A 12,586-nucleotide genomic window follows, 5' to 3' on the forward strand; every position below is an offset into this window, starting at 1 on the left:
TCATCGGAAAAAATGAGTAACAGTAAAATGGCGCAATTGAAAAAAATCAATACCCGGTTCGGCGAGGTGGAGTATGATCCCGAAAAAACCATCCATTTCCCCATGGGGATGCTGGGGTTCAAAGACCTGCATGAATACATTGTCATGCCTAACAAAAAGGACGGACCCCTGTTCTGGCTGCAGAGCGTGGAAGACCCGGAGGTGGCCTTTGTCCTGACCGACCCGACCAACTTCTTTCTCGACTACCGGATCGCGCCGGATAAAAACGAGCAGGCCCGGCTCGCCATGCGGGAAGGTGATGTGTGCCATGTCCTGTCAGTGGTTACGGTGCAGCCCGACCGCAAGGTCACCTTGAATCTGCAGGCCCCGATCCTTTATGCGCCGGCCGCCAACCGAGCCCTGCAGATTATCCTTGATAATTCACCCTACGGGGTCCGCACCCCCCTGCCGGAGATGGAATAAACCCGGCCGGCCCTGGCCCCTGTCCGGGAACGATGACTTTCCGGGGGGGCGCCACCTTCGCTGGCCCGGCCAGGGGCAAGGACTGCGAAAAAAATAATTAAAGTTTTCCCCCATGCCTGCCGATAACAGATAAACCCAACCCTCAACCCGGAACGGATAAAACTAAAAAAATAAAGGAGGTGAGTGCCGGCGAGTCAAGCAAAACAGAGCAGACAAGGCAATAAAACAGGTTAGTTACAGGGCAAGGATGCCCGCGCAAAAACTTCAAGGAGGATTACCATGTCGTTAATAGTCAACACCAACATTGGTTCATTAAACGCCCAGAACAATCTAGCCAAATCACAGAAATCACTTGCCACCTCAATGGCACGCCTCTCCTCGGGTCTGCGGATCAACAGCGCCAAGGACGATGCCGCCGGCCTGGCCATCTCCAACCGGATGACCTCCCAGATCCGCGGTTTGAATCAGGCGGCCCGGAACGCCAACGACGGTATTTCCCTGGCCCAGACCGCTGAAGGCGCCCTGAGTGAATCAACCAACATCCTGCAGCGGCTCCGCGAACTGGCGGTGCAGTCGGCCAATGACACCAACACCTCATCGGACCGCGCCTCCCTGCAGTCCGAGGTCTCCCAACTGGTTTCCGAACTCGACCGGATCGCCACCACCACCACCTTTAACGGCAAGAACCTGCTGGACGGCACCCTGCAGTCCGCCTCGTTCCACGTTGGCGCCAATGCCAACCAGACCATCTCGCTGTCAATCTCCGGGGCGCGGAGCGCGCAACTCGGCGCCCTGGCAACGGGCTCATCCGATGTCAGCCAGACCGCGACAGCAACTGAGACCGGCACCGCGGCTCTTATGACCCAGACAACCACCACCTATACCGGGGTCAATACCGCTGCCATTACCGCGGGTGATCTTACCATCAACGGTACGGATATTGCCGCGACCACGGCCGAGGATGCGGCCGCGGGCAAGACGATCGGCAGCGCCTATGCCAAGGCCGCGGCCATCAATTCGAGCGGCGTCGATGGGGTGACGGCCACGGCCAGCACCACCAAGACCTTCACCGACCTGGCAACCGGGGTGTTTCTTGACAACAATATAATTGACGGTGCCACCGATGGTTCAGCAGTTTACACCCTGACCATCAACGGGGACGACGTCTTTACCCAGACCTTCACCTATGGTACGGCTGATGTCACCATTGATTCGATCGTCACCAGCATCAACAACAACACCGCCGATACCGGGGTGGTGGCCAGCAAGAACGGGTCCAACGACCTGGTGCTTACTGCGGCCGACGGCCGGGACATCATCATCAAGGATTCCTTTAACTATACCGAAGCAACCGATGTTGCCGACGAAATAAAAACCGTATTTAACACCTTTCTGGCAACCGGCGGCGGCGGTGTGGATGAAACAGGCGTGCATACCGCACAGCAGACCTGGGGCGGTTCGGTAGCCCTTTCCTCAACCGCGGACATCAGCTTCGGCGGCACTGTGGGCGGCGCCCTGCTTGGCCGTTCCGGCGGGATATCCATTAACCTCAACAACAATATTTCCACTGTGGATATCTCCACCGCGGCCGGCGCCAACAGCGCTATTGACGTTATTGACGCGGCCCTGGGCACTATCGACTCCACACGCGGCGCCCTCGGTGCGGTGCAGAACCGTTTCGAGTCGACCATCGCCAACCTGACCAATGTTGCCGAAAACCTGACCGCGGCCCGTTCGCGGATCATGGATGCCGACATTGCCATGGAAACCGCGGCCATGACCAAGGCGAACATCCTGCAGCAGGCCGGGGTCGCCATTCTGGCCCAGGCCAACCAGACACCATCGCTTGCCCTGTCGCTGCTGCAATAGAGGACCGGCAGGTTAATTAAATCATGACCAGGGAAGCCGGGATAATTCCCGGCTTCCCGCCATGACTTATTTAATCAAAGACGTGACGGGAAAAGGTTGATCAATGCGTGTCTGTTGCGCGTAACGACTTTTACCGCCGCGATCGACTTATGGTGAGGATAGCCAATGAAGATCGAAGCAATCGCTCTCGCCGGTGCCGGTCTCAAGGTTGAGCAGCCGGCCGCGGAAAAGATCGACGAGCAACGCAAGGCACCTGAATTGTCTGTTGCCGGGCCGGAACAGGACCGGAGCAAGGTCGCCCCGGAAGAGATACTCTCGAAGATCAAGGACCTTACCGAGGACGGGGTCTACAGCATCCGGTTTGAGATGAACAAGGAAATAGAAAAACTGATCATCAAGGTTGTTGATAAGGAAAGCGGCGAACTGATCCGCCAGATCCCGCCGGAGGAATTGATTACCGCCTCGGAGCGGATGCGGGATTACCGCGGGCTGATCATTGAAACCGAAAGCTGACCCGATGCCGGCAATTTCGTAAGTCGGCAGGGAGGATGAACCTATGAGCATCAGTTTTGGCGGCCTGGCCACCGGCCTGGACACCACCGCTATAATCGAATCGATCATGGGTGTTGAACGGCGGCCGATCATCCGGCTGGAGGCGGACAAGGCCTATTTCAACAGCCGTCTTAACGCCTTTACCGACCTCAATACCAGGCTGACCTCCCTGTTAAGCAATATCAAGACCCTGGCCGATTCCACGGGACTGCAGCCCAGAAGCGCCACCCTGAGTTCAACGGATTTTATCAGCGCCTCGGTTGCCGACACCGCGGCAACAGGCAATTATGAAATCAAGGCCCACTCGCTCGCCCAGGTGGAAAAACTGGTCAGCGATACCGGTCTGTTCGCTGACAAGGACACCACCACCTACAAGACCGGCACCCTGAACCTGACCGTCGGCACTACCCTTACCAGTATCACCATCGACGACACGAATAATACCCTGGCCGGTATTGCCCAGGCCATTAACGATGCCGGCGCCGGGGTGTCCGCCACCATCATCAACGACGGCACCGCAACAAATCCTTACCGGCTGGTCCTGGCCGGTGACAGCGTACCGGACACGGTTCCGGATTACACGGCCCTTGACCCCGACGACCCGGACGGGGCTGACAATATTCTGGGGACGGCCGACGATAACACCTATATCGTTTTTGACGCCTCAGGGCTGACCGTGGGCACTGACAGCGATTTTGCCCCCACCTTTACCCTGGCCCAACAGGCCCGGAAGGCCCACATCGAGGTTGACAACATTGACATTTACGGCACCACCAACAGGTTTACCGAGGCCATCCCCGATGTGACCCTTACCATTGACGCTGCTGATGGCGGCGCCACCATCACCAACCTGGCCGTCAACCTGGACCAGGCAGCATTGAAAAGCAGGATACAGGAGTTTGCCTCGGGATATAACAGTGTGATGGCCTTTATCAACGATCAATCCACCCATGGCGATGATACTGCCGGGATCCTCAGCGGCGATTCGACCCTTGCCATGGTCAAACGCCGCCTGCAGGGGTTGCTCACCACCCGGGTGGACGGCAACCTGTCCATACCAACCCTTTCCGGACTCGGACTGGAAACCCAGCGGGACGGTTCCCTGACCCTGGATGACTCCATCCTTACCAATGCCATCAACAATAACCTGGACGAGGTGGTGACCCTGCTGGCCGGCAGCGGCTCGGGCGCTTCGGCGGTTGAAGGAGTGGGCAGCCGTTTTCAGGAATATCTTGAGGGTATTACCAGTAGTACGGATGGATTTCTGGCTGTCCGGCAAAAAAGCTATGATGACAATATCAGCCGGATGAACAACGATATCGCCAGGCTTGAATTACGTCTTATAAAACGGGAAGAGACCCTGAACAAGCAATACGTGGCCCTGGAACAGTTGATGAGCGTGTTTAACGCCCAGAGCAGTTACCTGACCCAGCAGATGCAATACATGAGCAACCTATGGAGCAGACATAAATGAACCATTATCCGCGCCAGTATCAGAATACCCAGGTAAACACCTCCTCGCCGGAACAGCTTCTGATCATGCTGTATGACGGCGCCATCCGCTTTGTCCGCCAGGCCCAGGAAGCAATGGCCGCCGGCAACAGGAAGACGAGGCTGGAGAAAATCAGCAAGGCGATGGCCATTATCTGTGAGTTGGCAAATACCCTTGACCACGGGGCTGGCGGGGAAATCGCCGGCAATCTTGACCGGCTCTACGAATTCATGAACCGGGAACTGCTGCAGGCCAATGTCCACCACGATGCGGAGCGGCTCGTCCGGGTCGGAGAGATGTTGACCGGGCTGCGCGATACCTGGAGGCAGGCGATTGAGCAGGTCCAGGCCGCGGGGGCCGCGGCCAAGGGAAAGAGGGAGGGGCGGGCCGGCGCGGCCGCGGATAGTCCCAAATCCCTGTCAATAGCTTTGTGAGACGGGTTATGAAAGGGCTTGGGGATCTGTTGGTTGCGGCGATAACGCGCTACCAGGCGGTGCTTGGGGCATTGGCGGCCCTGGACCTGGCGGGAAACCTGGGGGCGGGCGCCCGGCTGCCGGCCCTGGCCGCGGAGCTGACCGCACACCTGGCCGCGGCCAGGGAATCGGACCTGGCCCTGCGGGAATCCCTTGACACAACCGGTTCCTCCTCCTTCCACCACCTGCCCCTGCTGCGGGAATACCAGGACCTGTTGCAGCAGGTCGCCGCCCGGAACCAGGATCTGCTCGACCGGGCCCGCACCCATCTCGCCCTGGTCGGGTCTGATCTTGCTGAACTCAAGGACGGCAAGACGGTGTTGTCCGGTTACCGGGCGCCGTCCGAACAGCGCGGCCGGAAACTGAGTAAAAGCTGTTGATTTAATCGCGGTATTGTATTCTGATGGGTGTTCCGGGAGTCGTGGTTGTTGTCTTTCGGTTGAAGTTGTAACCTGTTCAGGGCCAGGCGGGCCGGCGAGACCCCGGCGGGGGCGCTTGAACGGGTAGCTGCGGTCGAGCTTCAGAAGTATCGGAGGGGTAGAGTGATCAGCAGTAAAATCAGAGAGTTTTTTTCAACGCCCCGCCCGGCGCAGGCCAGCTTGCCCAGCCAGGGGCAGGGCTCCACCCGCTTGTCCTGCCAGTTGTTGATCAAACCCCCGAACCTGCTCATGGCGCATTTTCCCAATGCGTCCTTCACCCCGTTGTCATTCGACCCGACCGGCACGGTTTTCTGCTACTGTGCCGGGACCGATACGGTTTTTCATCTCTATTCCCGGATCGACAAGATCACCGGCGAGCAGGACCTGCAGATGATCGTTGTGGAGGCCTTTTCCTACCCGCAACTGCGGCGGTTCTTCCGGGTTGATGCCGAGGTGTTCCTGAAGTGTCGTCCGTTGCGGGCCGCGGCGGCGGCGCCGGCTGAGGCAAAACGGACAAGGGTCAACCTGAGCGCGGTCGGCCTGCGTTTCCAGACGATCCAGCCCTTTAACCAGGGGGAACAGGTGGACATTGAAATGCAACTGCCCGGGGAGCCGCCCGAGCTGATCCATTGCCTCGGCCGGGTGATGCGGAGCGGTTCCGGCAAGGATAACCGGAGCCGGGAGGTGGCCATCGACCTGGTGGAGATCCCGGTCGAGGCGCAGGATAAGATCATCAAGTTCTGCCTGATAGAGCAGCGGCGTCAGATCCGGCTCAAGGTCCAGGTCCTTGATCCGGGAGTGATATGATCCTTGATCCGTGAGTCTCTGCCAGCCCCCCCGGGCTCAGGAACAACCGATTTCCGCCCGCATGATTCCGGGGCCGGGGAAGATCGTTGCCAGGCCCTTGGGCCGCGGCCGGGAGTAGATTTCCGTGCGGTTGCGGCCTTTTCGTTTCCCGGCATACAGGGCCGTGTCGGCCTGTTCGAGAAGGCTCTGGGCGTCGAGATCCCGCAGGTCAGGGCAACTGAGGCCAATGGTTGCGGAGATCTTGACCTGTTTCTCCGCTGCAATGCATGTCACTCCCTGGAGATTCCGGCGAATGCGATCGGCCAGAACAATGGCCGCCGGTGCGTCGGTTTCCGGAAGAATGAGCACAAATTCCTCGCCACTGTACCGGCAGACGATATCGGGCCGGCGGCAGGTCACCTTAAAGCTCTCGGCCACCAGCTGCAGGACCCGGTCACCGACCTGATGGCCAAAGGTGTCGATGATCCGCTTGAAGTGGTCCAGATCAACCAGTAACAGTGAGATGGGTTGACCGGTGCGTTTGCTGCGGGTGACCTCGTTTTCAAGGGCCATGTCAAAGTAGGCCCGGTTGTAGAGGCCGGTCAGCATATCGGTCAATGCCACCCGGGCCAGGCGTTTGTTGGCCTTGCGCAACCTGGTCAGCCGTTCCCTCAGATTGAGATGGGTTTTGACCCGGGCCTGACATTCCGCGACTGGTAATTGCCAGGGAAGACAGTCGGCCGCGCCGTGCTCAAGGGCGGTCAGGCTGGCGAGCAGCTGATTTTTTTCGGTCATCACCAGTACCGGCAGTTCCGGCCAGGCATCATGTTGTTGTATTGTCCGCAGGAAGGTAAAGAGGCCGGCGGTATCGTTTTCCGACCAGGCGTAAAATACCGCGTCTGCCGGCGATTGCTCCAGCAGATCCAGGGCGCTGGCCTCGTCGGAGCAGACCCGCAGGTCCTTGAACAGGCCCCAGCCTTCCAGGGTACACCGGCAGTCGTTGGCCCGGGATCGCGGTAATTCGTGGGATATAAACAATGCAGTCGACATGGCCGCCTCACCTTGAGATTAGAAAGAAGTATTTATGCTACTTGTCGGCGTTTGCCGCGGAAACTTTAGCAGTTAATTTTTCGCCGGGCCTTGGCTGATAAAGAAATCCGCTGATTCAGCCGAAAAGAGAGTTATGAGCACTATTACCCCGATTACGCCGAATATTCCGTTGCCGGCGGCCCAGGCAGGCTTCACCCCGCGGGAGAGCCGCGAGCAGCAGTTGCGGGTTGACCAGGTGGTCCGGGCCACGGTCAGCGAAGGCGGTCATGAGCGGGTGTGGCTGAATATCGGCCGCCAGCGCTTTCTGGCGAAAACGGAAATTCCTCTCAAGACCGGGATGAACCTGACGCTCCTGGTGAGCAGGACCAGCCCTCGCCTGGAGTTCCAGGTGCTGGCGGACCCTCTTGACAGCCGCATCCGGCAGAAACTCCATCTGCTCGAAGGACCCTGGTCCCTTGACGGGCTGTCGGCGTTGATGTCCGACCCGGAGGTGTCAAGCCCCGGCAGTCGTGAGGTCTGGGCCAGGTTCCTGGAGCTGCGGGGGGCCGCCGACCAGGCCGTTGCCGGTGAACTGGCCCGGCTGTCGGCCCGGCTCGGCCTGGATTACGAGGCCCTGCTTGCGCAAGGGCAGGCCGCTGGCGCGGCAACAACCCTGAAACGGCTGCTGGAAGATGCCCGGAAGTCCGGCAACAGGCCGGAAAAAGAGTCGAGTTGCGAAAAGATCGAATCTTTTTCCGGCCTTTTTGAACTGTGGCAATTGATCCGTTTGAAGCTGGCGCAGCGGTCGGTTGAGTTCCAGCCCCTGCCGCTGCCCCGGATCGAGCAGGGATTTCTGCTCGCCGAGCGCGGCGAGGGTGCCGTGCCTGATGACAAGGGGAAGGATGAACGTTCCTGGAGGGTTACTGTACACCTGCAAATGTCCGGTATTGGGCCGCTCCAGGTAGATTTCCTCTGGGAGCGGTCCGGCCTGTTCCTGCGTTTCCATTGTGCAACCCAGGCGCAGGCCAGCTTCCTGTCCGGCCGCCGGGCGGAACTGGGCCGGTCGGTTACGGCCCTGCCGCTGAAGGGCGCCGCCTTTTCCGTGGGGGCGCCGGCGCCGGCAACTGTTCTGGCGCAACTCCTGGCCGGTGACGGCGTGCTTGATGAAAGGGTTTAGATGAGATGATGGACGATGGGGCGAAATTAACCAGGGCCGTGGCGCTCCGCTATGATCGCGGCAATGATGGCGCGCCCCGGGTGGTGGCCGGCGGTCAGGGGGAGGTTGCGCTGCACATCCTGGAACTGGCCCGGGAGGCCGGGGTCCATGTGACCGAGGATACCGGATTACTTGAACTGCTGGCCCGGGTGCCGCTCGGTTCGGAAATCCCGGCCGAGCTTTATCAGGCCGTTGCCGAGGTATTGTCTTTCGTGTACCAGCTCAACAAGGAGGTAAACATTCAGTAAACCCCCTCCTGTCGGGAAAGGGGTCTTCTTCTACCAACGGCCGCTCCATTGAGAAGGGCCGGCTGTTCATAAACAGGCTATCAAACAGGAACTCGCTTCGCCGCGGCGGCGATTCGGAAGCCATAAGCATATCATGCCGAAGTTGTTTCAATTTCCGTTTTTGCCGTCACGGCCGCGGCTCAGGGTCCGCTACGCCGTTCGGTATAAGAAAACCCCTTTCCCGGTCCAACCTCAAATGTACGGGGTTTACCGAAACCTTACACAAGGAGGATGATCCGCAGGGTAATGAAGAGTCTGGATCAGCGTTTGAAAAGCTTTAAAAAGGTCTCGAACAACTCCTGATCAATGTCAGAGACAACCTCTTCCTTCATCAGCTTGAGGGCGGCAAAAGAGGTCCGCGCTTTTTTGTAGGGTCGTTTTGCGGTCAGGGCCTCGTAGATGTCGGCCAGCCGGCAGATGCGGGCATAGGGATGGATTTCCTTCCTCTTGAGCCCGTTGGGATAGCCGGAGCCGTCGTCCCGTTCGTGGTGCTGCAGGGTGATTATCTTGATCTCCTCGGTCATTATCCCGCATTTCTGCAGGATATTGAAGCCGTCGTCAGGGTGCCTGTTGACGATCACCCGCTCGGCCGGTGTCAACGGCCCGGGCTTGTTGAGGATCTCCAGGGGGATCATGCTTTTTCCCATATCATGCAGAAAAAATCCAGCCCCGAACGCCTTGAGCTTGCCGACCGATTGGTGACCGTAGAAATGGCGGGCCAGGGCGATGCTGAAGATGCCGACATTGGTGGAGTGGGTATAGGTCGACTGGTCGTAACTGGTGAGATTGAAAAGACATTTGGTGGCCACGTTGTCGGAGATGATCAGGTCCATGGTCGGGGAGATGGCATCCACTGCCGTGGCGATAAAAGAGGCGCGGGGATCTTCGTGGATCCGTTCCAGGATGTCCCGGCAGGAGTTGTAGACCACCGCCGCCTTCTTGGGGGCGCTGACATGGGGGTCGGCAACGATCTTCAGACAGACCTCGCGCAGGTACTTGAAGTAAAGGGGAGCCTCCTCTTCCTGGATATAGAGATTCGCCTGGCCCCGGTCCGCCAGTTTCTCGGGCAGGGACCGGTCAAGGGGCAGCCCTTTCTGGGCCAGCAGAACGTAGCGATGCGGCCCCACGTTCCTGAACAGATTGCAGGGGGCCCTGCCGTGGCCGTTGATCACGCTCAGGCCGACGCAGAGCCAGCCGGCGGTCTTTTTAACGGCAGGCGCTGCCGACGTTATCCTGTTTTGATCTTGAGACATTTATTATATTCCCGGAAAAGACGATCAGCAGTCACCGGATCAAGCATGGCGCTGACCTCATATTGAACAGTTTGCATATACAGGTTGCCGGAATCGGGCGGCCCCCTGGCCGGGCTCATCCGCCCAGCAAGCCGATCCTCTGGTACCACTTGCCGCGCTCCGGTTCATACCCCTCGACCCGGTTGCGCCCCTTTTTCTTGGCCTCGTACAGGGCCGCGTCGGCGCGGGCAAGGAAGACATCCTTGCCCATCTTCTGCTCATCAGCGGTAAGGGTCGCTACGCCGAAGCTGGCGGTGACATCGTACGTTTCCCGGCCCTTGCGGAAATCATGACTCCGGGCCGCCGCCCGCAGCTGTTCGGCAACGCTCAGGGCCTGGTCCGCCGCTGTTTCGGGCAGCAGCACGGCGAATTCATCGCCGCCGTAGCGGGCCAGCAGGTCGTATTCGCGCAGCAGGCCACGCCAGACCCGGCATGCTTCGCGGAGCACGAAATCACCGGCCTGGTGGCCGTATAAGTCGTTGGTCTCCTTGAACTTGTCGAGATCGACCAGCACCAGGCTCAAGGGGCGGCCGGAGCGGATCGCCAGGCTCAGTTCCCGGGCCAGGCTCTCCTGAAAGTACCGGTGGTTATAGATCCCGGTCAATCCGTCCAGATTGGCGATGTTCTCCAGGTAGCGGTTCTTTTCCTGCAGTTCGGCGTTGAGTTTCTTCAGGGCCACCTTGGCCTCGACCAGTTCCCGGTTGATCTGCGCGTAGGACATGTTAAGCAGGCTCAGTTCGATATTGGCCTTCTGCAGGATCTCCGGAATCGACGGGATCCCGGCGATTTTCAGGTGAAAGTAATCAGCGGCCCGGGCCACTTCGTCGCCAGCGTTTTCCAGGACCCGATCGATATCGTTTCCGCAGAGGCCGAGCAGCCTGTCGGCCTGTTTGCGAAACCGGTCGGCCGAGTTGATCGGGTCGTCTGAGTAGAGGATCCGGGTCACCAGGCCGGCCAGGTGGGATATCCGGATCGCCTTGACCATCTCCGGGTCCCTGCCAGGGTATTTATCCGGCGCGTGGTGGTAGAGGATCGGCTCGGAAAGGGAGGCCGGGAACTGCCAGTGCCGCGTTGCCGCATTTCCGATAAAGGGATGCCCGGCCCCGATCCGGGCCTCTTCCAGCGCGACCAGCGAATCCCGGTCATCGCTCTGGTCAGCCTCGGCGAGCAGCTCGTCATAGATCCGCGGATAGGTCTGGGCAAGGATCAGTATCCCGATATTCTGCAGCAGACAGGCGGTAAACACCTCCTCGGAGTCCATGCTGATCTTGATCCGTTCGGCGAGCATCTTGCCCGACACCGCTGTTGCCAGCGACTGTTCCCAGAACCTGTGATAGTCAAAGCCGCCGTCGCGGCGCGTCTTTTCCATGTTTAAAAAGGAAAACGACAGTACCAGGTTGCGCACGGCATTGGTGCCGAGGATTGTCACGGCCTGCTGGATGTTGCCGACTTCGTTGGGAAAGTTGTAGAAGGCGGAGTTGACCAGCTTGAGTACCTTGGCTGAGAGCGAGATGTCCTGGGTGATCAGGCCGGTGATCTCGGCAATGGTCGTCTCCTCCCGGCCGGTGATACTGATCAATTTGGAGGCCACACTGGAGAGAGTGGGCAGGGATTTCGACTGCAGTACCTGGGTAAGAACTTCCTCGCGGGTCATGGCATGCCTCGGAGATATATTCTCTGGATGAATTCCGCCCCGGACAAAGCGCCTGGTCCGGAGAGATTTTCATATAACCTACTATCGTCAGACTTTTCCTGTTTCTTTACCTTGCCGGCCGATTTCCGGGCGATCCGGTGCAGCGGGTCGTTGCCGGCCGCCGGTGGCCGGTTATGCTCAGGGGCGCTGGACGATGAGCACCGCCAGTCCGTTTGCCCGGGCCCGCTCCGCCGCCTGCCGGGCCGTGGCCATATCGGCGTAACCGCCAAAAGTGAGGGTGGTCACCGGCAAGGTGACCTGCACCGGTTCTTCCTCAACCCGCACCCCCTGTCGAGCCAACCGCGCCGCAAGGTCACGGGCCCTGCGGGTATCGGAAAAGGAACCGGCATAGACCGCGGTCCGGTCCCCCTTTGGCAGCAAAAAAACATCAGGGGCCAGGGCCTTTAGTTCGCGCGCCCTGGCCCGGGCCTGTTCAAGGGGATAGCGGCCGACCCGCAGCCGGGTCATCTTCGTGGTCTGCCGGCCCTTTTCCAGGCGAGGCTCAAAGCCGAGGGAACGGATGGTCTTTTCCGCCCTGGCCAGGTCTTCGGGAACGAGAAAGGGCCCTCCCTGCAGGACGTATTTGTCCGGCCGGGCAACCGGCGCGGACAACTCCATTGGCTCCGGCCCGGTTGCCGGCGCAACCAGGGCCGGGCCGGTTGCGGCCCGGCCCCGGGCAACGGGCTTTTCGCTGTTTTCCTTTTGCAACGGGCGTTCAGCCGGCCTTGTCTCAAGGGGGACCGGGGCCGGTTGCCGGCTGGGACCAGCCGGGGTCGGCACCAGGGCGGGCGGTTGTTTTTCGGCAACCGGGGGCAACGAATTGCCCAGAAAATAATAGCCGGCCGCCAGACATAACAGCAGGAGGAACAGCACCAGCAACAGTGAGCGTGACAGGAAACTCCGGGGCCGGCGGGCAGAATACCCGGTCACCTTGCCGGGCCCCTCTTCCCCCTTTTCATTAAAATCAATGCCATTCTTATTTGTCATGGCGGGACAGTCCTTCTTCTTGTCAAACC

Annotated in this window: 13 protein-coding genes and 3 pseudogenes; 11 read left to right on the plus strand and 5 right to left on the minus strand. The window is 59.6% G+C overall.

The genetic code is table 11. From position 1 onward, the window contains the following. The first annotated feature begins 12 nt into the window (after positions 1-12). The 9 genes and pseudogenes from L3J03_01530 to L3J03_01570 all read left to right on the plus strand — a co-directional run bounded on the left by L3J03_01530 (position 13) and on the right by L3J03_01570 (position 6,074). Positions 13-462, plus strand: a complete 450-nt coding sequence (locus L3J03_01530) for a flagellar assembly protein FliW (GenBank protein MCF6289677.1) — start codon at positions 13-15, stop codon at positions 460-462. A 279-nt stretch (positions 463-741) separates the two neighbouring features. Beyond that, positions 742-1,212 (plus strand): annotated as a pseudogene (locus L3J03_01535) (flagellin). Positions 1,213-1,320: 108 nt separating this feature from the next. Then, positions 1,321-1,707: pseudogene (locus L3J03_01540) on the plus strand (hypothetical protein). Positions 1,708-2,046: 339 nt separating this feature from the next. Next, positions 2,047-2,331, plus strand: a pseudogene (locus L3J03_01545) (flagellin). A 165-nt stretch (positions 2,332-2,496) separates the two neighbouring features. Next, positions 2,497-2,844: a flagellar protein FlaG gene (locus tag L3J03_01550; GenBank protein MCF6289678.1), complete on the plus strand. Its 348-nt coding sequence runs from the start codon at positions 2,497-2,499 to the stop codon at positions 2,842-2,844. Between the two features lie 43 nt (positions 2,845-2,887). Further along, positions 2,888-4,357: a flagellar filament capping protein FliD gene (gene fliD, locus L3J03_01555; GenBank protein ID MCF6289679.1), complete on the plus strand. Its 1,470-nt coding sequence runs from the start codon at positions 2,888-2,890 to the stop codon at positions 4,355-4,357. After that, positions 4,354-4,809 (plus strand): flagellar export chaperone FliS, encoded by a 456-nt coding sequence (gene fliS / locus L3J03_01560; GenBank protein ID MCF6289680.1) that lies wholly within the window; start codon positions 4,354-4,356, stop codon positions 4,807-4,809. The genes fliD and fliS overlap by 4 nt, the downstream gene beginning before the upstream one ends. An 8-nt stretch (positions 4,810-4,817) precedes the next feature. Next, complete coding sequence (locus L3J03_01565; protein ID MCF6289681.1) at positions 4,818-5,228, plus strand: hypothetical protein; 411 nt, start codon at positions 4,818-4,820, stop codon at positions 5,226-5,228. A 162-nt stretch (positions 5,229-5,390) separates the two neighbouring features. After that, positions 5,391-6,074: a PilZ domain-containing protein gene (locus L3J03_01570; GenBank protein MCF6289682.1), complete on the plus strand. Its 684-nt coding sequence runs from the start codon at positions 5,391-5,393 to the stop codon at positions 6,072-6,074. 36 nt (positions 6,075-6,110) lie between these two features. Here the strand turns inward: L3J03_01570 and L3J03_01575 are convergent, their stop codons facing one another. Next, positions 6,111-7,103 carry a diguanylate cyclase gene (locus tag L3J03_01575; protein ID MCF6289683.1) on the minus strand — a complete coding sequence of 331 codons (993 nt, stop codon included), beginning with the start codon at positions 7,101-7,103 and terminating at the stop codon, positions 6,111-6,113. Positions 7,104-7,236: 133 nt separating this feature from the next. On the opposite strand from L3J03_01575, the gene L3J03_01580 reads away from it, so the two are divergent. Together L3J03_01580 and L3J03_01585 are read left to right on the plus strand one after the other, a co-directional pair. Beyond that, positions 7,237-8,259 (plus strand): hypothetical protein, encoded by a 1,023-nt coding sequence (locus tag L3J03_01580; GenBank protein ID MCF6289684.1) that lies wholly within the window; start codon positions 7,237-7,239, stop codon positions 8,257-8,259. A 5-nt stretch (positions 8,260-8,264) separates the two neighbouring features. Continuing rightward, positions 8,265-8,546 (plus strand): EscU/YscU/HrcU family type III secretion system export apparatus switch protein, encoded by a 282-nt coding sequence (locus L3J03_01585; protein ID MCF6289685.1) that lies wholly within the window; start codon positions 8,265-8,267, stop codon positions 8,544-8,546. Here L3J03_01585 and L3J03_01590 read toward each other — a convergent pair. From L3J03_01590 to L3J03_01605, 4 genes are all read right to left on the minus strand, one after another. Then, entirely contained in the window at positions 8,521-8,670 is a 150-nt protein-coding gene (locus L3J03_01590; protein MCF6289686.1) for a hypothetical protein, read from the minus strand. The two genes, L3J03_01585 and L3J03_01590, sit on opposite strands and share 26 nt — an antisense overlap. A 175-nt stretch (positions 8,671-8,845) precedes the next feature. Beyond that, complete coding sequence (locus L3J03_01595) at positions 8,846-9,838, minus strand: HD domain-containing protein (protein ID MCF6289687.1); 993 nt, start codon at positions 9,836-9,838, stop codon at positions 8,846-8,848. A gap of 115 nt (positions 9,839-9,953) precedes the next feature. Continuing rightward, positions 9,954-11,531, minus strand: coding sequence for a GGDEF domain-containing protein (locus L3J03_01600; GenBank protein MCF6289688.1), 1,578 nt, complete (start codon positions 11,529-11,531; stop codon positions 9,954-9,956). 177 nt (positions 11,532-11,708) lie between these two features. Next, a complete protein-coding gene (locus L3J03_01605) occupies positions 11,709-12,557 on the minus strand; it encodes an SPOR domain-containing protein (GenBank protein ID MCF6289689.1) in 849 nt (282 codons plus the stop codon). Positions 12,558-12,586: the final 29 nt, after the last annotated feature.

The sequence above is a fragment of the Desulfobacterales bacterium genome, from assembly GCA_021647905.1.
GTDB lineage: Bacteria > Desulfobacterota > Desulfobulbia > Desulfobulbales > BM004 > JAKITW01.

Bases quoted from the DNA above. Each gene is read 5' to 3' on its own strand.
- L3J03_01605 (MCF6289689.1), bottom strand. From the start codon at position 12,557: ATGACAAATAAGAATGGCATTGATTTTAATGAAAAGGGGGAAGAGGGG.
- fliS (MCF6289680.1), top strand. From the start codon at position 4,354: ATGAACCATTATCCGCGCCAGTATCAGAATACCCAGGTAAACACCTCC.
- L3J03_01530 (MCF6289677.1), top strand. From the start codon at position 13: ATGAGTAACAGTAAAATGGCGCAATTGAAAAAAATCAATACCCGGTTC.
- L3J03_01550 (MCF6289678.1), top strand. From the start codon at position 2,497: ATGAAGATCGAAGCAATCGCTCTCGCCGGTGCCGGTCTCAAGGTTGAG.
- L3J03_01585 (MCF6289685.1), top strand. From the start codon at position 8,265: ATGATGGACGATGGGGCGAAATTAACCAGGGCCGTGGCGCTCCGCTAT.
- L3J03_01600 (MCF6289688.1), bottom strand. From the start codon at position 11,531: ATGACCCGCGAGGAAGTTCTTACCCAGGTACTGCAGTCGAAATCCCTG.
- L3J03_01595 (MCF6289687.1), bottom strand. From the start codon at position 9,838: ATGTCTCAAGATCAAAACAGGATAACGTCGGCAGCGCCTGCCGTTAAA.
- L3J03_01575 (MCF6289683.1), bottom strand. From the start codon at position 7,103: ATGTCGACTGCATTGTTTATATCCCACGAATTACCGCGATCCCGGGCC.
- fliD (MCF6289679.1), top strand. From the start codon at position 2,888: ATGAGCATCAGTTTTGGCGGCCTGGCCACCGGCCTGGACACCACCGCT.
- L3J03_01580 (MCF6289684.1), top strand. From the start codon at position 7,237: ATGAGCACTATTACCCCGATTACGCCGAATATTCCGTTGCCGGCGGCC.
- L3J03_01590 (MCF6289686.1), bottom strand. From the start codon at position 8,670: ATGGCTTCCGAATCGCCGCCGCGGCGAAGCGAGTTCCTGTTTGATAGC.
- L3J03_01565 (MCF6289681.1), top strand. From the start codon at position 4,818: ATGAAAGGGCTTGGGGATCTGTTGGTTGCGGCGATAACGCGCTACCAG.